Origin of the sequence: Paraburkholderia sp. BR13444 (assembly GCF_040948755.1) — a bacterium.
Classification (GTDB): domain Bacteria; phylum Pseudomonadota; class Gammaproteobacteria; order Burkholderiales; family Burkholderiaceae; genus Paraburkholderia; species Paraburkholderia youngii.
In genome coordinates this window covers 287,104-313,081 of sequence record NZ_JBFPKM010000009.1, presented here as the reverse complement: position 1 = coordinate 313,081, position 25,978 = coordinate 287,104, and the positions used below count along the sequence as shown (strand labels likewise).

At 63.1% G+C, this 25,978-nt stretch carries 19 protein-coding genes; 4 read left to right on the top strand and 15 right to left on the bottom strand.

The annotated features are described in order from the left end of the window. From ehuC to ehuA, 3 genes are all read right to left on the bottom strand, one after another. Positions 1-660, bottom strand: a complete 660-nt coding sequence (gene ehuC / locus AB3X95_RS25455) for an ectoine/hydroxyectoine ABC transporter permease subunit EhuC (protein WP_013092595.1) — start codon at positions 658-660, stop codon at positions 1-3. Positions 661-734: 74 nt separating this feature from the next. Next, positions 735-1,577, bottom strand: coding sequence for an ectoine/hydroxyectoine ABC transporter substrate-binding protein EhuB (ehuB, locus tag AB3X95_RS25450; protein WP_176121034.1), 843 nt, complete (start codon positions 1,575-1,577; stop codon positions 735-737). Positions 1,578-1,659: 82 nt separating this feature from the next. Continuing rightward, positions 1,660-2,562 carry an ectoine/hydroxyectoine ABC transporter ATP-binding protein EhuA gene (ehuA, locus tag AB3X95_RS25445; RefSeq protein ID WP_303246644.1) on the bottom strand — a complete coding sequence of 301 codons (903 nt, stop codon included), beginning with the start codon at positions 2,560-2,562 and terminating at the stop codon, positions 1,660-1,662. Between the two features lie 331 nt (positions 2,563-2,893). Here ehuA and doeA point away from each other — a divergent pair, with 331 nt between their 5' ends. The 4 genes from doeA (at position 2,894) to AB3X95_RS25425 (ending at position 6,501) form a co-directional block, all read left to right on the top strand. Continuing rightward, entirely contained in the window at positions 2,894-4,114 is a 1,221-nt protein-coding gene (doeA, locus tag AB3X95_RS25440; protein WP_176366326.1) for an ectoine hydrolase DoeA, read from the top strand. Between the two features lie 65 nt (positions 4,115-4,179). Beyond that, entirely contained in the window at positions 4,180-5,271 is a 1,092-nt protein-coding gene (locus AB3X95_RS25435; protein WP_368622862.1) for an alcohol dehydrogenase family protein, read from the top strand. Between the two features lie 224 nt (positions 5,272-5,495). Beyond that, positions 5,496-5,945, top strand: coding sequence for a hypothetical protein (locus AB3X95_RS25430; RefSeq protein ID WP_176121031.1), 450 nt, complete (start codon positions 5,496-5,498; stop codon positions 5,943-5,945). Further along, on the top strand, positions 5,938-6,501 hold the full coding sequence (locus tag AB3X95_RS25425; RefSeq protein ID WP_176121030.1) for a paar repeat-containing protein: 564 nt from the start codon (positions 5,938-5,940) through the stop codon (positions 6,499-6,501). Before AB3X95_RS25430 ends, AB3X95_RS25425 begins: the two co-directional genes overlap by 8 nt. 1,632 nt (positions 6,502-8,133) lie before the next feature. Here the strand turns inward: AB3X95_RS25425 and AB3X95_RS25420 are convergent. From AB3X95_RS25420 to AB3X95_RS25365, 12 genes are all read right to left on the bottom strand, one after another. Then, complete coding sequence (locus AB3X95_RS25420; protein ID WP_176121028.1) at positions 8,134-9,531, bottom strand: aspartate aminotransferase family protein; 1,398 nt, start codon at positions 9,529-9,531, stop codon at positions 8,134-8,136. Between the two features lie 44 nt (positions 9,532-9,575). Next, on the bottom strand, positions 9,576-11,099 hold the full coding sequence (locus AB3X95_RS25415) for an NAD-dependent succinate-semialdehyde dehydrogenase (RefSeq protein WP_368622861.1): 1,524 nt from the start codon (positions 11,097-11,099) through the stop codon (positions 9,576-9,578). 168 nt (positions 11,100-11,267) lie between these two features. Beyond that, the gene (locus tag AB3X95_RS25410; protein ID WP_013092605.1) at positions 11,268-11,759 is read right to left on the bottom strand and encodes an Lrp/AsnC family transcriptional regulator; all 492 of its coding nucleotides are present in this window, start codon (positions 11,757-11,759) and stop codon (positions 11,268-11,270) included. A 7-nt stretch (positions 11,760-11,766) separates the two neighbouring features. After that, complete coding sequence (doeB, locus tag AB3X95_RS25405; RefSeq protein WP_176121026.1) at positions 11,767-12,792, bottom strand: N(2)-acetyl-L-2,4-diaminobutanoate deacetylase DoeB; 1,026 nt, start codon at positions 12,790-12,792, stop codon at positions 11,767-11,769. A 53-nt stretch (positions 12,793-12,845) separates the two neighbouring features. Further along, positions 12,846-13,850, bottom strand: coding sequence for a cyclodeaminase (locus AB3X95_RS25400; RefSeq protein ID WP_368622860.1), 1,005 nt, complete (start codon positions 13,848-13,850; stop codon positions 12,846-12,848). Beyond that, the gene (gene eutB, locus AB3X95_RS25395; protein WP_368622859.1) at positions 13,847-14,878 is read right to left on the bottom strand and encodes a hydroxyectoine utilization dehydratase EutB; all 1,032 of its coding nucleotides are present in this window, start codon (positions 14,876-14,878) and stop codon (positions 13,847-13,849) included. The genes AB3X95_RS25400 and eutB overlap by 4 nt, the downstream gene beginning before the upstream one ends. Positions 14,879-15,060: 182 nt before the next feature. Further along, a complete protein-coding gene (locus AB3X95_RS25390; protein WP_176378678.1) occupies positions 15,061-16,458 on the bottom strand; it encodes a PLP-dependent aminotransferase family protein in 1,398 nt (465 codons plus the stop codon). Positions 16,459-16,692: 234 nt separating this feature from the next. Continuing rightward, complete coding sequence (locus tag AB3X95_RS25385; RefSeq protein WP_176121023.1) at positions 16,693-17,229, bottom strand: chromate transporter; 537 nt, start codon at positions 17,227-17,229, stop codon at positions 16,693-16,695. 44 nt (positions 17,230-17,273) lie between these two features. Continuing rightward, positions 17,274-17,897 (bottom strand): chromate transporter, encoded by a 624-nt coding sequence (locus AB3X95_RS25380; protein ID WP_368622858.1) that lies wholly within the window; start codon positions 17,895-17,897, stop codon positions 17,274-17,276. Between the two features lie 9 nt (positions 17,898-17,906). Then, positions 17,907-19,535: an efflux transporter outer membrane subunit gene (locus AB3X95_RS25375; RefSeq protein ID WP_368622857.1), complete on the bottom strand. Its 1,629-nt coding sequence runs from the start codon at positions 19,533-19,535 to the stop codon at positions 17,907-17,909. After that, positions 19,532-22,846, bottom strand: a complete 3,315-nt coding sequence (locus tag AB3X95_RS25370; protein ID WP_368622856.1) for an efflux RND transporter permease subunit — start codon at positions 22,844-22,846, stop codon at positions 19,532-19,534. The genes AB3X95_RS25375 and AB3X95_RS25370 overlap by 4 nt, the downstream gene beginning before the upstream one ends. Further along, complete coding sequence (locus tag AB3X95_RS25365; protein WP_368622855.1) at positions 22,843-25,968, bottom strand: efflux RND transporter permease subunit; 3,126 nt, start codon at positions 25,966-25,968, stop codon at positions 22,843-22,845. The genes AB3X95_RS25370 and AB3X95_RS25365 overlap by 4 nt, the downstream gene beginning before the upstream one ends. Positions 25,969-25,978: the final 10 nt, after the last annotated feature.

Here is a 25,978-nt window from a genome sequence, read left to right as displayed (position 1 = left end):
CTATCTCCTGATGCGGTCGAGACCGAAACTCATCCGGCTTTCCAGCTTGCGCATACCGAACGAAATCAGACAGGCCATGCCGAAGTACAGCGCGAGAATCGTCGCGAACGGGATCAACGTATTGCCGGTTTGCGAGCGCACCACTTGCGCCTGGAAGGTCATGTCGCCGAGCGAAATCAACGACACGACGGCCGTGCCCTTCAGCAGCTCGATCGCGTTGTTGCCGAAGGTGGGCAGCATCAGCGGCAAGGCCTGTGGAAGGATCACGTGCCGCATGCGCTGATAGCGGGAAAGATTCAACGCAATGCAGGCGCTGCGCTGCTCGTGGCCGATCGCGGCGACCGCGCCGCGCACCACTTCGGCGCCGTATGCGCCGACGTTAAGCCCAAGCGCGAGCACGCCGGCCTGCAGCGGCGTCAGCGTGAGGCCGGCCATCGGCAACACGAAGTACGCCCAGAACAGCTGCACGAATATCGACGTGCCGCGAAAGAACTCGATATACGACGTGGCCAACGCGCGCACCACGAAGAAGCGCGACAGACGCCCGAGCCCCGCGACGAACGCCATGACGAGCGCGAGTACCGCGCCCATCAGCGTCAGTTCGACGGTTGTCCGCGCCCCCTGCAAAATCAGCTCCAAATAACCGGACCAGTGGTTCATCGACGCACCTCGCGCGCAATGTATCGGGGGCCATGCGCGCGACCGTGCCGCGCGCATGGCGTGCTATCGCGGCCTCAGTTCTTCGCCGTGCACAGTTGTTCGCGGCTCGCCGACATCGCCGCCTTCGCCGAGAAGCCATAGGGCTCGACGATCTTCGCGAACTCGCCGGAATCCTTCATCTTCTTCAGCTCGACATCGAACGCATCGCGCAGCGCGGTGTCCTGCTTGCGGAACGCGACGCCGTCGCATTGCACCGGCGTGTTCTGCACCGGCGCGATCGAATCGAGGTTCGGGTCTTTCGCCTTTGAAAGCAGATCGGTGATCGAAAGAAGCGGCAACGCGAATGCGTCGATGCGGCCGTCCTGCAGCATCTTCAGACCGCTTTGCCCGTCCGGCACGATGATCACGCGATCGGTCGGAATATTCGCGGCGGTCGCGAGCTTCTGCTCGGTCGTGCCGCCTTCCACACCGATCACCGCTTTCGGATCTTTCGCGATTTCCTCGTACGTCTTGATGCTCTTCGTATTGCCTTTCTTGACCGCGAACGCTTCGACCGCACACAGCACCGGCTGCGAATAGGCGACAGCCGCGCAACGCTGCGGCGTCATGAACAGCCCCGCCGCAATCGCGTCATGCCGCCCGGCCGCGAGGCCCGGAATCATCGCGCCATACTCGGAGACCGACGCGACGACGTCGTTGACGCCCAGCTTCTTGAACCCCGCGCGCGCGACATCGGGCGCCGCGCCCGTCACTTTGCCGTCGGCGCCGACTGCGGTGAACGGCGGTTCGTTCGCGATCGCGATGCGCGCGAAACCTTGCTGGCGCAGCTGCGTGAGCTTGTCGTCGGCGGCATATGCGAGGCTCGCGAGCGTCAGCAGAGACAACCCTCCCGCAATCAGAATCCTCTTCAGCTTCATGATCTCTGGCTCCTTTGGCGTAGTGGTATGACGTAGTAGTGGGTGATGTGCAGCATGGAAAAACAATCTGTTGCGGCTCGGCTCAGATTCGATGCCCCGCGGCGAGGATCTTGCGCAGGAAGGTCTGGGTCCGCTCATGCACGGGATGAGTGAAGATGTCCTCGGGCTTGCCTTCCTCGACGATCCTGCCGCGATCGAAGAACAGCACGCGGTCGGCGAAATCGTGCGCGAAGCCCATTTCGTGCGTGACGAGCAGCATCGTCATATCGGTTTCGCGCGCGAGCCGCTGCATCACGTTCAGGACTTCCTCGACTAGTTCGGGGTCGAGCGCGGACGTCACTTCGTCGAACAGCATGATTCGCGGCGCGAGCGCGAGCGCCCGCGCAATCGCCACGCGCTGCTTCTGGCCGCCCGACAGTTGCGCGGGACGGCTTTTCGCCTTGTCGGCCATGCCGACCATGTCGAGCAGCTCTAGCGCGCGTTTCTCCGCCGACTCGCGGCTCTCGCCCTTCGTCAGCATCGGCGCGAGCGTCACGTTGTCGAGCACGCTCTTGTGCGGAAACAGATTGAAGTGCTGAAACACCATGCCGATCTTCTCGCGCATCTTCTGCAGATGCCTTTCGTTCGCGGGCACCATCTGGCCGCCGCGCGGCATATGAAACAGCTGTTCGCCGTCCACCTCGATATGGCCGCCATCGATCGTCTCGAGCGTCATCAGAATGCGCAGGATCGTCGTCTTGCCCGATCCCGACGGACCGATCAGCGCCAGTTTCTCGCCGGGCATCACGTCGAGCGATAGTTCGTCGAGCACAGTCAGCGCGCCATATCGTTTCGTGATCCGGTCGAGTCGGATCAATGGCCTATTCGCGGGGCTTTGTTCGCGGCGCGCCTGAGTGCCTGCGGGCGTGGCCGTGCATTCGGAGGAAAGACTTGCCGGGGCGATGCCTGAAGCGCTCAATAGATCGGTAACTCGCGCAGTGTTCATATCGATTCGATCCCGTTCGTCGTACGTGATTTGAGTCAATGGAATGCGGCTGCGGCGCCGGAAATGCCAGTGATGCGGACCAGAATACGCAGCCATATTTGCAAACCGGATTGCTCTAGAACAATTCTTTTTTCCACGCCGGCGAAGGCGGCCCAAGGGTGCACTGCAACAAGACCACAGCATGCTCCGATGACGTCACCAACATTGAACTAGCACATTCGGAGGCGTTTTTTCGCGGCATTAGACTGCGGCGAGAAATACCCGTGGCGCCGCATTCACGTGCACCGTGCGCCACTTCCCGCAACGACGTCACGCTCAGAGAGAGGGGAAGATGTCAGATACGACGCAACAGGAATCGCGAATTGAGGTGCCCGTCGTGCGCCTGCCGTTCGAACGCGACGAATATGCCGCGCGTCTTGCCAAGACGCGCAAGGCCATGCAGGCGGCCGGCATCGAGCTATTGATCGTGTCGGACCCGACCAATATGGCCTGGCTCACCGGCTACGACGGCTGGTCGTTTTACGTTCATCAGTGCGTGCTGCTCGCGCTCGATGGCGAGCCGGTCTGGTTCGGCCGCGGTCAGGACGCGAATGGTGCAAAGCGCACCGTCTTCATGCAGCACGATCAGATCGTCGGCTATCCGGATCACTATGTGCAATCCACCGCGCGGCATCCGATGGACTATCTCGCGCGCGACGTGATCGCGGCGCGCGGCTGGGCCAACGCGAAGATCGGCGTCGAAATGGACAACTACTATTTCAGCGCCGCCGCTTATCGCTCGCTCGTCGCGCATCTGCCGGACGCGAAATGGCAGGACGCGACCGGCCTCGTCAATTGGCAACGCGCGGTCAAATCGCTACGCGAGATCGAGTACATGCGCGTGGCTGCGCGCATCGTCGAGAAGATGCACGCGCATATCCTCGAGCGAATCGAGCCGGGCATGCGCAAGAATGACCTCGTCGCGGAGATCTACTCGGCAGGCATTACCGGCATCGACGGTCATGGCGGCGACTATCCGGCGATCGTGCCGCTGCTGCCGACCGGCGCCGACGCGGCCGCGCCGCATCTGACCTGGGACGACACGCCGTTCGCGAAGGACGCCGGCACGTTCTTCGAAATCGCCGGCTGCTTCAAGCGCTATCACTGCCCGCAGTCGCGCACCGTGTATCTGGGCAAGCCGCCGAAGCATTTCATCGAGGGCGAGCGCGCGGTGGTCGAAGGAATCGAGGCCGGTCTTGCCGCGGCGAAACCGGGCAATACCTGCGAGGACATCGCCAATGCGTTTTTCGCGGTGCTGCATAAATACGGCATCGAGAAGAACAGCCGTTGCGGCTATCCGATCGGCGCGAGCTATCCGCCGGACTGGGGCGAGCGCACGATGAGCCTGCGTCCTGGGGACAAGACCGTCCTCGAACCCGGCATGACGTTCCACTTCATGCCGGGCCTGTGGCTCGACGACTGGGGACTCGAAATCACCGAGAGCATCCTGATCACCAGGACCGGTGTCGAGACCTTCTGCCGCACGCCACGCAAGCTGTTCGTCAAACCGTAAGCGCACGGGCGTCGTGCCCGCATCGACTCGCGGAGCACGATGCCCGTCTCAACACGAGGGGAAACATGCTGCCGAAAACGATGAAGGCCGTCGTGCTGACCGGGCACGGCGGCCTCGACAAACTGGTCTATCGCGGCGACGTGCCGGTGCCGTCCTGTGCGGCCGGCGAAATACTGATCGATGTGACCGCGTGCGGTCTCAACAATACCGACGTGTGGGTCCGCGAGGGCGCCTACGGCACCGACGACGACCCGCAAGCGGTTTCGACGTGGCGACGCGGCCGCTCGACGCTGACGTTTCCGCGCATTCAGGGCGCGGATATCGTCGGCCGCGTGGTCGCGGTGGGTCGCGGCGTCAGCGATGCGCGGATCGGCGAGCGCGTGATCGTCGACGCGTCGATCTACAACCGCGACGACGATAGCCTCGCCGATATCGACTACATCGGCCACGGCCGCGACGGAGGGTACGCCGAATATACGGCCGTGCCCGCGGAAAACGCGCATCGCGTCGACTGCAGCTATTCCGACGCCGAGCTCGCGACGTTCTGGTGCGCTTATCACACCGGCGAGCAGATGATCGAGCGCGCAGCCGTCAAGCGCGGCGAAGCGGTGCTGATTACCGGTGCGTCCGGCGGCGTCGGCTCGGCCATCATTCAGCTGTGCCGCGCGCGCGGCGCAATTCCGTATGCGGTGGTCAGCAAGGGCAAGGAAGAAGCGGTGCTCGCGCTCGGCGCGCAAGGCGTGATGCTGCGCGACAGCGGCGATTTCATCGCGGACGTCGAACGGATGACCGGCGGCCGGCCCGTCGATGTGGTTGCGGATCTGGTTGGCGGGGCGCTGTTCGGCAAGCTGTTGAACGTGCTGCGGCCAGAGGGGCGATACACGACCGCGGGCGCGATCGCTGGGCCGGTCGTGCAACTCGACTTGCGCACGATGTATCTGAAGCAGTTGCAGTTGAATGGATCGTCGCAAGGTACGCGCGGCGCGTTCAAACGCGTGCTCGACTATATTCGGAGCGGTACGATTCGGCCGGTTCTCGCAGCGACTTATCCTCTGTCGAAATTTCATGAGGCGCAGACGCGGTTTATGGAAAAGCGCTTCGTGGGGAATATCGTTGTGATTCCGGATCGGCATTACGGCGACGAAGCTTCGCATTAACTCTCATTGCGATTAAAACACTGGCCGATGTATTACGGCCCTTCGCAGCTCTAGCCGCACACTGTCATCCTCCGAGCCCGCCCCTCATGGCGGGCTTTCTTTTTTGCGCGTAGCAGTCGTCGTCAATGTTTTTCAAGACAGTCTTATCTCGATTTAAAGCTGTTGACGTGGTTCGTTTCGATGGGTAAGTATCCGACATCGCCTGGAAATTCATGAGGAATCCAATGGAGAAACGGAATCAGGATGGCACTGGAAAGAAGATGCCGGACGAGGAGGTTTGTGACCTTTGTCGCATTACCTATTCGATCTACGCCAACTTCCCGCCGATGCCGTCGGCACAGGCTATGAATGCAGAAACCGGAGAGTTCTTTCCCTTTGATCGGCTGCGTTCGCTATCAACCGGTTACGACATGGCCAAAGCGCTAGGTTACGCATGGGCGTGTGATTGTCGCGGACGCTCCCCGGTCACCAGGCGTATCAACTACAACGAGCAATTCCAACTTCTCGACACTCACACGGGTAAGCCTTTAGTCAACGTTGAATATGCCGTCGAACGGGCAAGCGGCGATATAGAACATGGAATGACCGACGCGAGCGGCTATACGCACCGTCTTTCCATGACCAGTTCGGCTGAAGAAATCAATATCTATTGCAACGGAGCGAAACATGCCTAAGACCGTAACCTCCCCGTCGGGTAAGCATCTCAACCATGCCGCGCGAAGAACGACGACGAATACCGCCGACAGCGCCGCGAAACAGGTTCGCGTTGCGTCACGGCAGAAGACGCGCCTCGAAGAGAACGAGGAATATTTCAAAGATGCCAACGTCAAGGCGTTCCTCTATATGATTGGGAAATCTGAAGGCGGCGACTATCACGCGAAGTACGGGTGGTATCCGGGAAATACGACGTGGACCTTTACCGACGAATCAACTCACCCGGGGCCGGGTAAAGATGGACACACTACCGCTGCCGGTCTGTACCAGATTAACAGAGCCGCGTGGACCGAACATGGCAAGAAGGCGATGGGTCTCGACGATTTTTCCCCGCACACTCAGGACCTAATCGCGGTTGAAGACGTTCGCGTCCACAATGTAATTGACTCGGTGATAGCCGGGAACATTAAGCATGCCATTGAGAAGCTAAAGCCTCATGAATGGGTGTCCTTTCAGGTTCATGACTTTGCGACTCTGAAGGCTTGGTTTATTGCGGGCGGTGGGACACCAAAATGAAAAATACTGCTATCGCGCTACTACTCGCAGGCCTTACGGCTGGCCATGCAGTTGCCTCAGAAATCTTGTTCGAGAATCGAACTGAAGACTCAACGAGCGGATGGGATCACGTCACTCATGCGTTCGCAAGCGCATTGATGAAACATGAAGAGCGAGCGCAGGATTTAACTGGCTATGCACAAGCGGGCGAGATACCGAAGGACCCAAGCGCAAGGCTCGTATGGAAGACCGTCCCAATTAGCCTTAGGGGGCGGGAAATCCGATTCGTGCGGCCCACCTTGGACCCGTATTTCGCACCTTTCTATGGCGCCCATCAATTCCAGCACTGGCTTGTTTCTAACGGGCGCATCCTGCATGAAGGAAACGCTGATGTTTTTCAGATCTTGCAAGTGGAGCATGGTGGAATGCGAGACATCGCAGAGACGGCTTGTACGGCGATAACGTGTTACACAACCCAGTTTCGCTTCAATCAGAGAAGCGGTCGCTACGAAGCAGCATCTTGCCGAGCAAGCACAATTTCCAGCGGTTCTGATGCGGGTCCATGTACCTATAGCCGTCAGTGACAAGGCGGCGCAAAGCCGCCGCCATCCGAGGAGGAGCGTGCTAATGCATCGTCACAACGCTGTCGGCTCTCGCCGGGTCAAATTTTCTGGGCTATGAAATGAAACGACTGCTTCCGCTCTTGTCGTGTCTCCCGCTTACTGCTTTCGCACTAGATGGTACGGGCTCAGTCGATTTCGATTCATCTATCATGCCGCTATTAAATCAGAACGCAGACTCAAAAGAACTCGTTCTCTGCAACTTCGATATCGTCAGCGATCCAATGGGAACGCGAATTGGAGACGTTCAATCGAAAGCTTTAGGGGGTTCCCGAATCGGGCCTTATTCGATGTGGGCAAACTGGCGCGGGAATTCAGGTTCAAAACCAGTAGTTCTGACGATAAACACGCGTATAGATTTTATCGACTCGCGCGGCAGGAAGGTCAATGGAAATTTGCTTAAGGCAGTCCGCATTGAAGAGCATATCGATAGCGTGACGATAGGACCTGCGGAACGAGGGCAACCGGAGTCCGTTCCTGGAGGACTAAAGCACGGCATAGATTTAAAGGCATGCTCGTCCAGATCCTCTGGATCTTGAATCGTGAATAAAAGGATCTGTGCTCAAAGATATATGACTACGCTCGTCGGAGCGCTATTGATTCCGACCGCTCATGCGGATGGATCGGTCAGTTTTCACGGCGACATTGTTCCAATGCTCAAGGCGCGCGCTCAATTTGAACAGTTCATAACTGAAAACTTTTCAGTTACAGATACGGGATGGGGAGACAGGATAGGTAGCGCGACAATGCCGCATATGGGCGGTGCTCGGATGGGACCGTATAAATTTCAAGCCGTGTGGCATAGCTCCCACGGTGACGTCCCAGTTACGTTGACAATCGACACGAAGATCCGATTTCTCGACAGACACCAGCACGAAATCGTGGGCGGTGATCTGCGCGAAACACGATCGGTCATCGAAACCTTGGATTCTATCGAAATTGAACCGCCTCACACCAATTCCGCCCGAAGTAAACGAAAGCCCCAACCACAACCCACATCCCAGCAGCCGGGGCTTTCTCACACCTCAGTTCATCAAAGCGAAGCAGCCGGCGCAAACACCTGCGACGCCACCTCATCCACCGCCTCGCGCGTCAACTTGACGATCTCGTCGACATCACTGCGCGACGTCACCAACGGCGGCGCAAAGCCAAGGATGTCGCCATGCGGCATCGCCCGCGCGATCAGTCCGCGCTGCATCGCGGCAGCCGACACACGCGGCCCCACCTTCAGCGCCGCATCGAACGGCGTGCGGAGATCCTTGTCGGCCATGAACTCCAGCGCGGCCAGCATGCCCTCGCCGCGCACCTCGCCGACGAGCGGATGCGAGTCGAACGCCGCATGCAATTGCTGGAGCAGATAAGCGCCGGTTTGCGCCGCGTTCTGCGTCAGGTTCTCGCGCTCCAGAATGTCGAGGTTGGCGAGCGCCGCGGCCGCGCAGATCGGATGGCCCGAATAGGTCCAGCCATGCCCCAGCGCGCCCGATTCCTGCGATGCCTTATCGATCACATCCCACACACCCTCGCTGACGATCACGCCCGACAGCGGCGCATACGCACTCGTCAAACCCTTCGCGACGGTGATCAGATCCGGCTGAATGCCGTAGTGCTGCGCGCCCATCTTGGAGCCAAGCCGGCCGAAGCCGCACACCACCTCGTCGCAGATCAGCAGAATGTCGTGCTTCTTCAGCACCTGCTGGATCGCGGGCCAGTAACCGGCCGGCGGCGGTACGATGCCGCCCGTGCCCATCACCGGTTCCCCGATGAAGGCCGCGATCGTATCAGCGCCTTCGCGCGCGATCAGCTTTTCGAGTTCGTCGACGCAGTACGCGACGAACTGCGTTTCGTTCATGCCCGCCGGCGCGCGGCGATACCAGTGCGGACACACGGTGTGCTTGACGCGCTCGACCGGCAGATCGAAGAACTGATGGAAGCTCGGCAAGCCCGTGAGGCTACCGGTGACGATACCCGAGCCGTGATAGCCACGATCGCGCGAAATGATCTTCTTCTTGTTCGGGCGGCCCTTCACGTTGTTGTAGTACCAGACGAGCTTGATCTGCGTTTCGTTCGCATCCGAACCCGACAAGCCGTAGTACACCTTCTTCATGCCCTTCGGCGACCAGTCGATGATGCGCGACGACAGCTCGATGATCGTATCGGTCGAGTGGCCGACATACGTGTGGTAGTACGCGAGCTTCTTCGCCTGCTCGTAAATCGCCTCTGCCACTTCGGTGCGGCCGTAGCCGATGTTCACGCAGTAAAGGCCGGCAAATGCATCGATAAACGATTTGCCTTGATGGTCCTCGATACGGATGCCCTTCGCGCCGGTCACGATCCGGCCCGGCAGCGCGCCGCTCGCGTGATCGTGCGCGTGCGTCGACGGATGCATGAAGTGCGCGCGGTCGGCGCTCAGCAGTTGATCGAATTTAGTCATGGGTCGCTCCTTCGTGTGATGTCTTGATGAATGAATCAGTAGGTTCAGGCCGTTGCGTCCGTCGCCATCGCGTGTGCCGCGGCACGAGCGGGGGCGCTGTCGCTGACCGGCAAGCCGAGCTGGCCAAGGCAGAAATAACGTGTCTCGACGAACGGCTCGAAGCCTTCGACGCCGCCTTCGCGTCCAAGCCCCGACGACTTGATGCCGCCGAACGGAATCGGCGCGCCGGTGAACTTCGCGCCGTTGATGGACACCATCGCGAAGTCGAGTCGGCGGATCAGTTGAAACACGGTGTTCAGCTCTTTCGCGCAGACGTAGGCGGCGAGTCCGTACTCGGTGTCGTTCGCGCGTTCGACCACTTCGTCGAGCGAATCGAACGGCGTGACCGCCGAGATCGGCGCGAAGTTCTCTTCGTCATAGATGCGCATGCCGGGCGCAGCATCGGCCACCACGGTCGGCTCGAAGAACCAGCCGCCGCGCTCATGCGCCGAGCCGCCCACCGTGATGCGCGCGCCCTTCTCGCGCGCGTCGGCGACGCGCTGCACGGTCGAGTCGAACGCGGCCTGGTGCATCAGCGGGCCCACGTCCACGTGCGGGTCGAATGCACTGCCCACTTTCAACGCCCTCACGGCATCGCTGTATTGCGCGACGAATGCTTCATACAACGGACGCGCGACGAAGATCCGGTTCGCCGCGCAGCAGTCCTGGCCCGAGGTCTGGAACTTCGCAGCAACCGCCACGCGCACGGCCTGTGCGAGGTCCGCATCTTCGGTCACGATGAAAGGCGCGTTGCCGCCCAGTTCGAGCGCGGTCTTCTTGATGCCTGCCTGCGCGGCCGTTTGCATCACCAGCGCACCGACGCGCGTCGATCCGGTGAAGCTGACCGAGCGCACGCGGCTATCCGAAACCAGCGTTTCCATCGCCATTTGCGGCTCGCCGAGCACCACGTTGAACACGCCTGCCGGAAAGCCGGCTTCTTCGGCGAGTTGCGCGAGCGCGAGTGCGGAGAACGGCGTCTCGTGCGCGGGCTTGGCGACTACCGTGCAACCTGCGGCGAGCGCGGCAGCGGCCTTGCGCGTGAGCATTGCGCACGGGAAATTCCACGGCGTGATCAGTGCGGCGACGCCGACCGGCTCGATCATCGTGCCAAGATGCGCGCCATCGATATGCGTCGGAATCGTGCGCCCATTGAGGCGCCGCACTTCATGCGCGAACCATTCGACGAAGCTTGCGCCATACGCGATTTCGCCGCGCGCTTCGGCAAGCGGCTTGCCCTGTTCGAGCGACAGGATCGCAGCGAGATCCTGCTGATGACGCAGGATCAGTTCATGCCAGCGCAATAGCAGCGCCGAGCGTTTGGCGACCGGCACCCAGCGCCACGTGTCGAACGCGCGCTGCGCGGCATCGACTGCGGCGGTGATCTGCGCCGCGTCGAGCATCGGCACATGGCCGAGTACTTCCTGATTCGCGGGATTCTGCACTGCGACGCTCGCGGCGCTCGCGCTATGGACCCAGCGTCCATCCACGTAGCACAGCGATTTGAATAGGACCGGATGACCCAGCAACATGACGACCTCCTGTGTGCGATGTCTCTGCTATCACTGTAGGTCCTCAGGCACTGCGGATTTTTTTGTTGTCGCGGTTGGAAGACTGCGTTTTTTCTGCAATTCGCCGCGTGAATGATGTTTTTTCGGGCGGGACTTTTGACCGTATTTGGACCGCACTTATCGCGCCATTCAACCGTTCTCGCCAATCGATTGTTCCGCCCAATCAGGCAGTCCTTCGGCACCGCTTTTCACCACCTTCGTGACGATATAGGTGAAGTACTTCTCGATGCCCAATTCGTCGGTGAGCAACGTATCGATGAAGCGCTGATAGTGGTCGATGTCGCGCGACAGCACGTGCATCACATAGTCGACGCCGCCGCCAGTCGCGAGGCATTGCACGACTTCGGGCGCGGCCGCGATGCGCTCCTCGAAGCGCCGCATGTCCGGTGCGGTATGACGCGCTAGCGTCACCTCGACCACCACGCGGCTGCCTTTGAACGCGCGCACCCAATCGATATCCGCGCGATACCCGCGAATCACGCCCTCTTCTTCGAGGCGCTTCACGCGCTCCCATGCCGGCGAAATCGACAGATTGATTTCTTCGGCGAGGCGCGACTTCGTGATGCGTCCGTCGCGCGCCAGAATACGCAGAATCGCGAGATCGTAGCGGTCGAATTTCATCGCGCGTTCAGACCGTTACCGGTATGCCACGTTCGAGCACGTCGGCGACCACCGCAACCGTATCGCCGATCCGCACGAGCCCCGGGAAATGCCGCGCGGCGAGCATGCCCGCGCGTCGCGCGCGATATTCGATCGGCGCGGCACCGGTGCGATTCGCATCGTAAACCCGCGCGATCACCTCGCCGCTATCGACCATCTCGCCGAGATCCTTGCACAATTCGAGCAGGCCATCGTGCTCGCTCGTCGTGTAGCAGGTGCCATCGGGCATATCGAGCAGCGTGGTCGTGCGTGGTGCGTTACGGCTCGATTCGTCCTGCTCGATGATCCCCGCATGCTGCAGAAAGCCGCGCACACCACGCTCGGTAATCGCCACGCTCTGCACCGTTGCCGTACCGCCGCCGCCAAGCTCGGTCGACACGAACACCTTGCCGGCTTCCTCGACGGCCGTGTCGTAAAGCCCGACGCTATCTAGCTCGAGCATCCGCATCGAGTACGGCGCGCCGAACGCGCGCATCGCCGCTTCGCAGCGCGCCTGCTGCGTCGCATCGGGCAGCACGTGAATCGCGGCGAACGGCACGAAGTCGAGCGTGCGGCCGCCCGCGTGCAGATCGAGCACATAGTCGGCGAGCGGCAGCAGATAGCGCTGAAAATAGTCGGCGATCTTCTCGGTCACGGTGCCGTCTGGCTTGCCCGGAAAGCTGCGATTCAAATTGCCGCGATCGATCGGCGACGTGCGCGTGCCCGCGCGAAACGCCGGAAAGTTCATGAACGGCACGATGATCACGCGGCCGCGTACGTCACTCGCCTTCAAGGTGGCGGCGAGCTTCGACAGCGCGATCGGCCCTTCATATTCGTCACCGTGATTGCCGCCCGTTAGCAGCGCGGTCGGCCCCTCGCCGTTGCGGATCACGGTGATCGGGATCATCTCCGCGCCCCACGCGGAGACGTCGTGAGAATGAGGCAGCTTCAGGAAACCATGCTGTTCGCCGTCGGCGTTGAAATCGACCGTCGGTTGAATCGGGGATGCCCGCATCTGTGCTACTCCTTCGTGAGCCGCTTGTGCGGCGTTTTACCGTTGATCGCGCGTCATTTCAGCGGCGCGCCGTTGCCAAATGTCGTCCCCGCCTTCGCGGCACGCGCGCGCTGCAAGGCGAGCGCGGCAATCGCGGTGTCCTGCGCGCCGGTTCCGGTCAGATCGCAGATCGTCACGTCGGTGTCGCTCGTGCGGCCCGCCGCCTGTTTGGCTATCACCTGACCCAATTCGACGATCGCCGCATCGTCACGCATCGTGCCCGCGGCAATCGCGTGATGCAGTTCGCCGAGCACCCGCGTTTGCTGCGCGCGGTCGCACACGTAGCGCGCCGCCGCGAGCGCGGCCGGCGCGATTTCGTTCTTGTGTTCGGCGTCCGAGCCCATCGCGGTGATGTGCAGGCCCGGATGCAGATCGGCGGCTTCGATGAGCGGCGTGCGGCTCGGCGTCGTCGTGATCGCCACGTCCGCTTCGGCAAGCGCGTCGCGAACGCTGGCCGCGACGTCGCAGCGCACGCCGAGCGTGTTGTTCGCTTCTGCTGAGAAACGTAGCGCGCTCGCCGCGTCGCGCGCCCACACTCGTACGTGTTCGACGCGGCGCACCAGCATCAGGGCGCGCAGTTGCAGGCGCGCCTGCTCGCCCGCGCCGATCACCGCGACGTGCGGCGTGTTGGCTTTCGCGAGCCAGCGCGCCGCGACCGCGCCGGCGGCCGCCGTGCGTATCGCGGTCAGATAGCCGTTGTCGAGCAGCACCGCCTCGGTCAATCCGGTCTTCGCCGACAGCACCAGCATCAGGCCGTTCAGGCTCGGCAAACCAAGCGACGGGTTATCGAAAAAGCCCGGACTGACTTTGATGGCGAAGCTGTCGAGGCGCGGCAGCCAGGCCGTCTTCACATCGACTTCGCCGTTATGCGCTGGCAGATCGAGCCGCAGGATCGGCGGCATCGCGACCGCTTCGGTCGCGAGCGCGACAAAGGCGGCTTCGATCTGGTCGATAGCCGCGAGATCGAGCGGCACGAGATTGCGAAGCTCGGCTTCGCCAAGGAGCGTGATCGAGGTCATGATGCGGTATGTGGGTTCGGTGGCGGTTCGGCTTGCGATGTTTCGTTGCCGACGATCCGCCGATGCAGATCCATATCGATGTTCGCGCCCGTCACGACGAGCACGAGCGGCCCGCGCGCGATGCGCTCAGCGGGCAGCGCGCGATCGAGCACCGCGGCAATCCCCACCGCCGCTGCGCCTTCGACGACGAGCCGTTCCTGCCGATACGCATGCGCGATACCGCGCGCGATCGACGCCTCATCCAGCAGCACGGTTTCGTCGATCAGATCGCGCGTCAGCGCATACGTGTAGCGGTTTTCGAGTCCGATGCCGCCGCCGAGCGAATCGGCGAGCGTATCGACTTCCTCGACCAACACCGGCTGACCGACCGCGAGACTCGCGTGCATCGCGGCGCCGCGCGCCATCGTCACGCCGGTCAAACCGATCGCGGCACTCGTGCTTTTCGCGGCGAGCGCGATGCCGGCAAACAGCCCGCCGCCCGACAACGGCACGACGATGTTCGCGACATCGGGCAAGGCCTCGACGATTTCGAGCCCGATCGTCCCTTGTCCAGCGATCACGCGCGGATCGTCGAATGGCGGCACGTAGGCATAACCTTCTTCGCGCGCGAGTCGCAATGCTTCGTGCTCCGCCTCGTCCTGGCTTTGGCCGGTAATCCGTACGTGCGCGCCGAGTGCACGGACCGCATCGACCTTGTTGGCGGGCACGAGGCGCGACAGACACACGGTTGCATCGATACCGAGCGCGCGCGCCGCATGCGCAACCGCGCGGCCATGATTACCGGTCGATGCGGTCACCACGCGAGTGCAGCCCTGCTCGGCCAGTTGCGCGAGCGCATTGGTCGCGCCGCGCAGCTTGAAGCTGCCGGTCGGCTGCACGGTTTCGAGCTTCAGATAGACCGGCGTGCCGGCGTGCGCCGACAGGCTTGGTGATTCGACGAGCGGCGTACGGCACACGCGGCCGTTGATACGGCTGCGCGCGCGGTAAATGTCGGCTAACGATAGATCGGCTGACGGTGGAACGGACATGCGCGAGGCCCTGCATCAAAGTGGTCGATTCGCTATTCGATGCGGGCACGGCTGTCGCAGATACACGCAGTGATTCGCGGCCGCATCGTTTTCCATGCAGCCCAGTCTAGTGTTCTAAAAAAGGATTTTTATTGTCCTAGTTCATTTCGGTCGGCGCCCACGCAATTCGCGGACCCGCGAGATCAGGTGAAATCGTGCACCTGCGGGTATTGCTCGAACACATCGTGCATCGTTTCGAGCGCGGCTTTGTAGGTGTCTTCGCTAACCTCGGCGCCGACGCAAACGCGCACCGCATTAGGCCGGTCCGCGTCGCGCACGAGGAATGGATCGGGCGACGTCACCGCGATGTCGCGGTTGCGCAGTTCGCGCACCAGCCGGTCGGTGCGCCAGTGATCCGGCACCCGCAACCATGCCGACAATGCCTGCGGATGCGCGCCCAGGACATATTTACCGAGCGTCTGCTGCAATTGCGCCTGACGCCGCCCGAGCCGTTCACGCTGAATTTCGACGAGCCGCGCGGCCGTGCCGTCGACGATCCAACGCGTGGCGATCTCGGCCATCGGCGGGGTCGCCATCCAGCTGCTCACACGCAGCACGCTCTCGGCGCGCAGCGCGAGCCGGCGCGGCGTCGTCATATAGCCGATGCGCAAACCGGCCATCACCGACTTCGTCAAGCTCGTGCAGTAGAACGACAGCTCGGGAATCAGGCTCGAAATCGGCGTGGAATGTTTGGCGGGCAACGGGCCGTACACGTCGTCCTCGATCACGTAGACGCCGTAGCGTTCGGCGATTTTCGCAATCGCGCGACGCCGCGAATCGGGCATCAGCGCGACGGTCGGGTTGTTCAGCGTCGGCGTGCAGACGAGCGCGGAGATGCGCTCGCTGTCGCACATCTCCTCGAAGTGTTCGGGGTGTATGCCGTACTCGTCGATTTCGAGGCCCTTCAGCGTGAAGCCGAGCACGTTGGCCGAACCTATCACGCCGTGATCCGTCAGGCTTTCGCACAGCACGGTGTCGCCCGGTCCCACCAGCGAAGCAAGCGCGAGAAAGATGCCGTGCGCGGCGCCGTTGGTGACGAGCAGCGTATCGGCCGAAGCCGGCATGCCGAGCGACGCGAGCCACGCAATGCCCGCCTGGCGATGATGCTCGAAGCCCGCGATCGGCCGGAACGCGCGAATCCACGGTTGATCGTCGAGCGTCGAGAGCGTCGCGCAGACCTTGCGCCACATCGCATCGTGCTCGGACGTGTGAATGATGCGCGCGATCGAAAAATCGACCACCGAGCGCTCGGCCGTATCGAGCATGTAGCTCGACATCGTTTCGGTGACGCGCGCCGCGACGAAGCTGCCGCGCCCTACCTCGCAGCGGATCAGCCCTTGCCGCTCCAGTTCCTTGTATGCGTTGGTCACGGTCTGCACACTGATCGCGAGTTCGGCGGCGACGTCGCGCTGCGGCGGCAGGCGCGCGCCCGGCGGCAGCGACGTGTTCTCGATGTCGCCGGCAATCGCCTTGACCAGCCGCTTGTATTTCGACTCCACGCCGTGCACCGCGCGCACGGCCTCGCGCCATTGCTCGATCACCGTTGCTCCTCCGTTTATCGCGACGCCAGCTCCGTTTGAAGTCGTGTCGTCTTGCCTGATCTCCAATAGTGAGGCAAAAACGGGGCGGAAAATAATTGTCCTAGAGCAATTGGGGCGAAAAAATGTGGGGTGGGATGCAGGCGATTTGGTTCATCGCCTGAGCACAGTCACGGCGGGAAATCGCGTCAGATACTGAACGTCTCGACTGGCGAAGGTAGTTGTGTTCCCCCCGCGCTACAGCAACCCCGCAAAATGCATCAGCACAAAAACGATCGCCCCTCCCGCGATCAGCACCAATGCATTGATACGCGTCCTCATCACGAGCACGGTCGCGATGGCCGCGGTCAGCCACGCAATCCATCCGCCTTCGAGATCCTTGATCAGCACATAGACGGCCGCGAGAATCAGCCCCGCGGCCACGGGGCGCAATCCAGCCTGCAACGCATTCAGCCAGCGCGCGCCTTCGTGTCGATTCCACACGTGCACGACGCCATACATCAGAAACGCCGTCGGCCCGAATAGCGCAACGGTCGCGACGAGCGCGCCGCCGACGCCGCCGACCTGATAGCCGATCAGCGTCGCGAGCAATGAGCCGGGACCGGGCGCGAGCCGCGCGATCGCGAAGTCGCTGAGAAATTGCGCATGGGTCATCCAGTGATGCACGTCGACGACCTGGCGTTGCACTTCGGGGATGATCCCCTGCCCGCCACCGACGGTGACGATCGACAGCGGCGCGAAAACCGAAAACAGCGCGATAAGAGTTCTGAGCACGGCGGAAGCTTTAGTGGAGTTTGACTTGTGGCGACACAAGCCGATCAGGGCTGGCGCGCCTCGCGCACGTACTCGTAGCCAACGCTCAACGCGCCGGCGACCAGCACGGTCCACACCAGCGACACGCGAAACACCGCGGCGGCCGCGAACGTCGCGAGCAGCACCAGATAGGGAAACACGCGGCGCGGCAAGCGGCGCGCCGCGGTGATCGCCATCGACAGCGACAGCCCGATCGCACCGGCCGCGGCGCCAGCGAGCGCGATATGCGTGAGCGGAAACGACGCGATCGCCGAAAAGAACGCGCCCAGCAGAATGATCACGACGGCGGCCGGAAAAATGATGCCGAAAAATCCCGCGACGGCGCCGCGCCAGCCGAGCAGCCGGTAACCGATCCAGATCGCCAGATTCTTCACGTTGACGCCGGGCAGCGCCTGCGACAACGCGAGGCCGTTGAGAAATTCGTCTTCGCTCATCCAGTGCCGGTCGTGCACGAACTCGCGCATGAACCAGCCGCTCAAGCCGCCGCCAAAACTCGTCAGACCGATGCGAGCGAAGATCAGAAAGAGGCCCAGCGAGGTCACATCGCGAGGCGGTGTGTGGTGTGGCGCGTCATCTTCGGGTGCCGTTACCGGGCCGCTGACGTGGTGCCCGTGGATGCCTTTGGCCAATGCTCGTCCTTAGTCGTTTTGATCGTGCCGCGCTTGCCGCGCGCCCGGCATGATAGCCGCAGATGTCCCCGCTGACGTAGCCGATGGAGCAGACGCAGCCGAAGGCGAGGAAGCCGCAGACGCTGCCGACGACGCAGCGGCCGCCGGATGCCGCGGATCATGCAGCTCACCGGTCGACCACCCGCCGCCCAGATCGCCAAACAACGACGCCGCGTGCAGCAAGCGCGATTCCTGCACGTTCAGCGCGGTCTGCCGTGTGGTCAGCTGCGTCGCTTGCGCGGTCGCGACCGTCGTGTAATCGACGGTGCCCGCCTGGTACTCGTTGAACGCGATCTCCGCGCCTCGGTCCGCATCGCGCACCGCCGTTTCGAGCACGGCCGCCTGCTCGGCGAGAATGCGCAGGCCGGACAGATCGTCCTCGACGTTCTGGAACGCGCCCAGCACCGTGCCGCGATAGTTGGCAACGGCCGAGTCGTAGGCCGCCTTCGCCGCATCGACGTCGGCGCTGCGCAGGCCGCCGTCGAACAGCGTCTGGGTCGCGCTGCCGCCGAGCGACCACACATAGTTCGCGACCTTCAGCAGACCGGACAGCGGCGACTGCGTGAACCCCGCCGCGGCCGACAGCGAGACGTCCGGGTAATACGCGGCCACCTGGACGCCGATCGCCGCATTCTGCGCGGCCATCTTGCGTTCGGCGGCGGCGATGTCGGGCCGGCGTTCGAGCAGCGTCGACGGCACGCCGACCGGCACCGACGGCAGCGCCGGCATCGCGGTGCTATGCGTGATCGACAGCTCCTCCGGGTTCGTGCCGACCAGCACCGCGATCGCATGCGCTTGCTGCGCGCGCGCGACGCCGAGCGCGATCAGATCGGACTTCGCGGTATTCAACTGGCTGCGCGCGGTGATCACGTCGCTCGGCGGAATGGTGCCCGCGCGATCCTGCTCGGTGACGACGTCGAGAGCATGCTGATATGCGACGACCGTTTGCTGCAGCAGGTCGATGTTCGCGTCGCTGGTGCGCAATTCGATGATCGCCGTTGCGAGCGCGACCTGCTCGGAGAGCGTCGCATTCGCGAGCGTCGCTTCGCTCGCTTGCGCGCTCGCGGCGTTTTCCTCGACGGTGCGGCGCACCTGACCCCACAGGTCCGGCGCCCAACTCACGTTGCCTTCCAGCGAACCCGAATTGACGATGCGCGTCGACGTACCATTGACGAAGCTTCCCGCTGCACTGACCGAACCGCTGCTCGCGCGTTCGCGCGTCGCCGAGCCGGTCGCGCCGATCGTCGGGAACAGCGCCGCGTGCGCGGCGCGCACTTCGGCGAGCGCTTGCTGGTAGTTCGCGTAGTCCGCGCGCACGGTCTGGTTCGACACCGCGACGAGCGGTTCGAGTTCGTCGATCAGCGGATCGTCGAACGAGGTCCACCACGTGCCCTTCGGGCCGGTCGCGTTCGGCTCGGCCTGGGTCCAGCCCGGCAGCTCCGAGTACGTGGCGGGAACGCTGACCTGCGGCCGGTGATAGTCCGGGCCGACCATACAGCCGGCGTTGAACAGCGCGAGCAGCGCGACGGCGAGCGTCGCGACGCCCGGCAACCCGGCGCGCGGCCCCGTCATTCGCTCAGAAGAAATCTTCATCGTCATGCCTTCGTATCCGGTTGTCCCGGCGTCGCGTCGCGGTTCCAGCGCAGCCCCGCGGACCATCTGACGAGCCGTGCGCGCAGACGGTCGAGATACAGATAAATCACCGGCGTCGTATAGAGCGTGAACATCTGGCTCAGAATCAGCCCGCCCATCACCGTGATACCGAGCGGCTGGCGCAGCGAGCCGCCCTGGCCGATGCCGATCGCGAGCGGCACCGCGCCGAGCACGGCCGCGAACGTCGTCATCATGATCGGCCGCAGACGGATCAGCGCGGCCGCGTGGATCGCGTCGCGCGCGGGCATCCGTTCGTGGCGCTGCAACTGGATCGCGACGTCGACCATCATGATGCCGTTCTTCTTGACGATACCGATCAGCAGGATGATGCCGATCATCGCGATCACCGAGAACGGCGTGCCGAAGATCAGCAGCGCGAGCGTCGCGCCGATGCCCGCGGATGGCAGCGTCGACAGGATCGTCAGCGGGTGGATCGAGCTTTCGTACAGCACGCCGAGCACGATGTAGACGACGCCGAGCGCCGCGAGAATCAGCAGCGGCACCACGCCCATCGACTGCGAATAGGCCGCCGCCGCGCCCGCGAACGAGCCGTGAATGCTCGCGGGCATGCCGATGTCGCGGATCGTCTCGTTGATCGCCGCGCCTGCCTGGCTCAACGACCCGCCGGCCGGCAGGTTGAACGAGATCGTCGCGGCGACCAGCCCGCTCTGGTGGTTCACCTGCGTGGACGTATGGCTGTTCCTGTACGACGTCAGCACCGAAAGCGGCACCATCGTTTCGGCAGCCGTACTATCTGCGCTGCCGGTCGAGCTGCCGCCCTTGCTATTGGCGATGCTGTTGTTGGTCGCGTTCGACTGCGCGTCCGAGTTGCGCGAGTTCGTGTTCGACGATGCGCTGGCCCTGGTCGCGCTAGTCGTCGCCGACACCGTGCCATGCGGCATCTGCGTCGCGGCCGTGCCGGTCGGATTGCCCGCGGACGCGCTCAGATAGATCTGGCTCAGCGTCTCCGGATACTGCCAATACTCGGGCGCGACCTCCATCACGACGAAGTACTGGTTCAGCGGGTTATAGATCGTCGACACGGTGCGCTGGCCGAACGCGTCGTACAGCACATTGTCGATCTGGTTCGGCGCGAAGCCAAAGCGCGCGGCGGTCGCGCGATTGATCGTCAGGTAGGTCTGCAGGCCGTTCTGCTGCAAGTCTGAGTTCACGTCGAGCAGCCGCCCGCGCTCCTTCGACAACGCGGCGGCGAGTTTCGGCGTCCACGCGAACAGTGCGGCGGAATCGTCGCTCGTCAGCGTGTACTGATACTCGGCCGCCGATTGCCGCCCGCCGATGCGCAGATCCTGCTGCGCCTGCAGAAAGAGCCGCGCGCCCGACACTTCGTCGAGCTTCGGACGCAGGCGGTTCACGACCTGGGTGGCCGTCGCGTGCCGCTCCGACAGCGGCTTCAACTCGATGAACACGTTCGCGGTATTGAGCGCGCGCCCGCCGGTAAAGCCCGCGACCGATTGCACCGCCGGATCTCTCTGCACGATCGTTTGCAACTGCGCGAGCTTCTTCTGCATCGCCGTGAACGAAATGCTCTGGTCGGCGATGATCTGCCCGATCACGATGCCGGTGTCCTGCTCGGGAAAGAAGGTGGCGGGCACCAGCTTCAGCATGAAGACGTTGCCAACCAGCAGCGCGAACAGCAGCAGGATCACCAGCAGCGAATGATCCAGCACGGCCGTCAGCGAGCGCGCATAGACATCCTTGAAGCGATCGAACTGCCGCTCGATCCACTGCGCCCAGCGCGCTTTCGAATGACCCGTGTTGTCGCGGCTCAGCACGTACGCGCACATCGCGGGGGTGACCGTCAGCGAGATCACCAGCGAGATCAGGATTGCGATCGACAGCGTGATCGCGAACTCATGAAACATCAGTCCGACGATGCCCGGAAACAGAATGATCGGCAGAAACACCGCGATCAACGACAGGCTCATCGAAATCACCGTGAAGCCGACTTCGCCCGCGCCCTTCACCGCGGCCTCTTTCGGACTCAGTCCCAGCTCCATGTGCCGCACGACGTTTTCGAGCACGACGACCGCGTCGTCGACGACGAAGCCGGTGCCGATGGTCAGCGCCATCAGCGACAGGTTGTCGATGCTATAGCCGAGCAAATACATCGGCCCGAAGGTGCCGACGATCGACAGCGGCAACGCGACCGCCGGAACAAGCGTCGCGCGCGGCGACTGCAGGAAGATGAACACGACGCCGACCACCAGCAGCACCGCGATGAACAGCGTGCGCTCGGTATCGCCGACCGACGACGTGACCGACTGCGAGCGATCGATCGCGACATCCACGTGCACGCTGCTCGGCAACGTCGCTTCGATCGCCGGCAGTACGTTGCGGATCTGCTGCACGGTGCTGACCACGTTGCTGCCCGGCATCGGATAGACGATCACCAGAATCGCCGACTTGCCGTTGAAAAGCCCCGCATTGCGGATGTTTTCGTTCGAGTCGCGCACCTGGGCGACGTCGCGCAACTTCACCGGCGCGCCGTCGCGATACGCGACCACCAGATCGCGATACGGCGCCGCGTGCGTGATCTGATCGTTCGAGGTGACCACGTAGCGCTGATCGCCGACGTCGATATGCCCCTTCGCGCTGTCGGCATTGGCCGCGCTGATCGCCGCGCGCACGTCTTCCATGCCGATGCCGTAGCTATTGAGCTTGCCCGGCTGCAACTCGACGCGCACGCTCGGCAACGCGCCGCCGCCGAGCGTGATCTGGCCGACGCCCTGCACCTGCGACAACTGCTGCTGGATCACCGAATCGGCGGAGTCGTAGAGTTGCGCTTTGGTCAGCGTGTCCGAGGTCAGCGACAGCACCACGATCGGCGCGTCGGCCGGGTTGTACTGGCGGTAGCTCGGATTGCTGCGCAGCGTGGTGGGCAGATCGGCGCGCGCGGCCTGGATCGCCGCCTCGACGTCGCGCGCGGCGCCATTGATGTCGCGCTTCAGACCGAACTCGACGATGATCATCGACGAGCCGACGTAGCTGATCGAGGTCAGCTCCTCGACATCGGCGATCGTCGCGAGCCGCCGTTCGAGCGGCTCGGCCACCGTCGACGCCATGATGTTCGGGCTCGCGCCGGCCATGTTGGCCTGCACGACGATCACCGGAAACGCGATGTTCGGCAGCGGCGCGACCGGCATGCGGAAATAGGCGAGCGTGCCGGAGATCAGAATCGCGATCGCGAGCAGCGTCGTCGCGACCGGTCGCCGGATGAAGAGCGCCGGGATGTTCACCGCGTGCCCTCCGCGCCGCCTGCGTTGCGCTTAGCCCGCTCGGCGCGCCAGCGGTTCACGCGCGTGGCCATCCGGTCGAAGAACAGATAGATCACCGGCGTGGTGAACAGCGTCAGCACCTGGCTCAGCGTCAGACCGCCGATGATCGCGAGGCCGAGCGGGCGGCGCAGTTCCGAACCGGTGCCGGTGCCGAGCAGCATCGGCAGCGCGCCGAGCATTGCCGCGAGCGTCGTCATCAGGATCGGGCGGAAACGCAGCAGCGACGCCTCGAAGATCGCCTCGCGCGGCGCCTTGCCGTGATTGCGCTCGGCGTCGAGCGCGAAGTCGACCATCATGATCGCGTTCTTCTTGACGATGCCGATCAGCAGCACGATACCGATGATGCCGATCACGTCGAGATCCATCCCCGCGAGCATCAGCGACAGCAATGCGCCGATGCCCGCCGACGGCAGCGTCGACAGGATCGTGACCGGATGGATGAAGCTCTCGTACAGCACACCGAGCACGATATACACGGCAACGAGCGCGGCGATCAGCAGGTAGACCTCGCTCGATAGCGAATCCTCGAACGCCGCGGTCGCGCCTTGCAGCGACGACGTGATCGACGGCGGCAGGTCGATCGCCTGCTCGGCCTCGTGAATATCCTTGACCGCGGTGCTCAGCGACGCGCCCTTCGCGAGATTGAACGAGATCGTCACCGACGGGAACTGCGCAAGGTGACTGATCACGAGCGGGGCCTTCCTGATCTCGATCTTCGCGATGCCGGACAGCGGCACCTGACCCGTGCTGCTGGTCTGGCTCGGCAGATACAGATTGCCGATCGATTGCACGGTCGGCATCGACTCCGGCTTCGCGACCAGAATCACGCGGTACTGGCTCGACTGCTCGAAGATCGTCGACACGATGCGCTGGCCGAGCGCGTCGTACAGCGCGTTGTCGATCGTCGCGGGCGTGATGCCGAAGCGCGCGGCCAGTTGCCTGTTCACTTCGACGTTCACGCTGAGGCCGTCGGTGTTGAGGTCGCTCTGCACGTCGGACAGCGACGGAATCTGCTTCAGACGCGCGACGAGTTCCGGCACGTACTTCTGGAACGCCTGCTGGCTCGGTCCACGCAACACGAAGCTGTACTGGTTCGGCGACACGGTCGTGTCGAGTGTCAGGTCCTGCTCGGGCTGCATGAAAAGCTTCACGCCCGGCACATGCGCGACTTCCTGCGCCAGCCGGCGCGCGATTTCCTGCGCGTTGTCTGAACGCTTGTCCTTGTCGCGAAGATTGATCAGGAAGCGGCCGTTGTTCAGCGTCGCGTTGGTGCCGTCGATGCCAACGTACGACGTCAGCGACACCACGTCCGGGTCCTTCAGGACCGCATCGGCGAGCGCGCTCTGCCGCTTCACCATCGCCGCGTACGACACCGAGTTGTCGGCGACGCTGATGCCCTGGATCACACCGACGTCCTGCACCGGAAATAGCCCCTTCGGAATCACCACATACAGGATGCCGGTCAACACGACGGTGGCGAGCGCGACCATCAGCGTCAGCGTCTGATGGTCGAGCACCCAGCGCAGGCCACGCTCGTAGGCGGCAAGCGTCTTGTCGAACAGGCGCTCGCTGATGCGCTCGAAGCGGCTCGGATGCCGCTCGGCCTGCGCGCGCAGCATCCGCGCGCACAGCATCGGCACCACCGTCAGCGACACGACCGCCGAAATCACGATCGTGACCGCGAGCGTCACCGCGAACTCGCTGAACAGGCGCCCGATCACGCCGCCCATGAACAGCAGCGGAATCAGCACCGCGATCAGCGAAATGGTCAGCGACAGAATCGTGAAGCCGATCTGCCCCGCGCCTTCGAGCGCGGCTTCGAGCGGCGACATGCCCTCTTCCAGATAGCGCACGATGTTCTCGATCATCACGATCGAGTCGTCGACCACGAAGCCGGTCGCAATGATCAACGCCATCAGCGACAGGTTGTCGATCGAATAGTTGAGCTGGTACATCACCGCGAGCGTGCCGATCAGCGAGACCGGTACCGAGATGCTCGGAATCACGGTGGCGGGCACGTTGCGCAGGAACACGAAGATCACCGCGACGACCAGCACGATCGCGAGAATCAGCTCGAACGCGGCGTCCGCGACCGACGCGCGAATCACGCCGGTACTGTCCGACACCACCGTCACTTTCATGCCGGCCGGCAGCGTCGATTCGAGCTGCGGCAGCACCTTCATGATCTGATTGACCGTCTGGATCACGTTCGCGCCGGGCTGGCGCTGCACGTTCAGCACGATCGCGGGCGAGCCGTTGTACCACGCGCCGCGCTCGACGTCCTGCGCGGCCTGGCTCACGCGCGCGACGTCGCGCATGTAGACCGGTGAGCCGTTCTGATAGGCGATCACCGTGTCCAGATAGTCTTTCGGGTCGGTGATCTGATCGTTGCCGTTGATCGTGTAGTCGAGATCGGGGCCGTCGAAATTGCCCTTCGGCTGGCTCACGTTCACGTAGCTGAGCAGGGTGCGCAGATCGTCGATATTGAGGCCGTAGGCGGCAAGCTTGTGCGGGTCGGCCTCGACGCGGATCGCGGGCACGTTGCCGCCGCTCGTCGTCACGACGCCGACCCCCGCCACCTCCGAGATCTTCGTGCCGAGGCGATTGTTCGCGACGTCCTCGAGCTGCGTCAGCGACATCGACTTCGACGTGACCGCGAGCGTCAGAATCGGCTGGTCGGCGGGATTGACCTTCGCGTAGGTCGGCGGCGCCGGCAGGCCCGATGGCAGATAGCTGTTCGCCGCGTTGATCGCCTGCTGCACGTTCTGCTCGGCGATGTCGAGGTTCAGCGACAGATCGAACTGCAGCGTGATCACCGACGCGCCGTCCGAGCTGTACGAGGTCATCTGCTGCAGGCCCGGAATCTCGCCGAGCTGCACTTCGAGCGGCGCCGTCACGGTGGTCGCCATCACCGTCGGGCTCGCACCCGGATAGAAGGTCTGCACCTGAATCGTCGGATAGTCGACGTTCGGCAGCGACGACACCGGCAGCACGCGCATCGCGATCAGACCGATGAGCACGAGCGCGATCATCAACAGCAGCGTCGCGACCGGGCGAAGTATGAACAGGCGGGAAATGTTCATCGGCGCGGCG

Excerpts from the sequence above, each read along its gene's own strand:
- ehuC (WP_013092595.1), bottom strand. The coding sequence starts at position 660 with ATGAACCACTGGTCCGGTTATTTGGAGCTGATTTTGCAGGGGGCGCGG.
- ehuB (WP_176121034.1), bottom strand. The coding sequence starts at position 1,577 with ATGAAGCTGAAGAGGATTCTGATTGCGGGAGGGTTGTCTCTGCTGACG.
- ehuA (WP_303246644.1), bottom strand. The coding sequence starts at position 2,562 with ATGAACACTGCGCGAGTTACCGATCTATTGAGCGCTTCAGGCATCGCC.
- doeA (WP_176366326.1), top strand. The coding sequence starts at position 2,894 with ATGTCAGATACGACGCAACAGGAATCGCGAATTGAGGTGCCCGTCGTG.
- AB3X95_RS25435 (WP_368622862.1), top strand. The coding sequence starts at position 4,180 with ATGCTGCCGAAAACGATGAAGGCCGTCGTGCTGACCGGGCACGGCGGC.
- AB3X95_RS25430 (WP_176121031.1), top strand. The coding sequence starts at position 5,496 with ATGGAGAAACGGAATCAGGATGGCACTGGAAAGAAGATGCCGGACGAG.
- AB3X95_RS25425 (WP_176121030.1), top strand. The coding sequence starts at position 5,938 with ATGCCTAAGACCGTAACCTCCCCGTCGGGTAAGCATCTCAACCATGCC.
- AB3X95_RS25420 (WP_176121028.1), bottom strand. The coding sequence starts at position 9,531 with ATGACTAAATTCGATCAACTGCTGAGCGCCGACCGCGCGCACTTCATG.
- AB3X95_RS25415 (WP_368622861.1), bottom strand. The coding sequence starts at position 11,099 with ATGTTGCTGGGTCATCCGGTCCTATTCAAATCGCTGTGCTACGTGGAT.
- AB3X95_RS25410 (WP_013092605.1), bottom strand. The coding sequence starts at position 11,759 with ATGAAATTCGACCGCTACGATCTCGCGATTCTGCGTATTCTGGCGCGC.
- doeB (WP_176121026.1), bottom strand. The coding sequence starts at position 12,792 with ATGCGGGCATCCCCGATTCAACCGACGGTCGATTTCAACGCCGACGGC.
- AB3X95_RS25400 (WP_368622860.1), bottom strand. The coding sequence starts at position 13,850 with ATGACCTCGATCACGCTCCTTGGCGAAGCCGAGCTTCGCAATCTCGTG.
- eutB (WP_368622859.1), bottom strand. The coding sequence starts at position 14,878 with ATGTCCGTTCCACCGTCAGCCGATCTATCGTTAGCCGACATTTACCGC.
- AB3X95_RS25375 (WP_368622857.1), bottom strand. The coding sequence starts at position 19,535 with ATGACGATGAAGATTTCTTCTGAGCGAATGACGGGGCCGCGCGCCGGG.
- AB3X95_RS25365 (WP_368622855.1), bottom strand. The coding sequence starts at position 25,968 with ATGAACATTTCCCGCCTGTTCATACTTCGCCCGGTCGCGACGCTGCTG.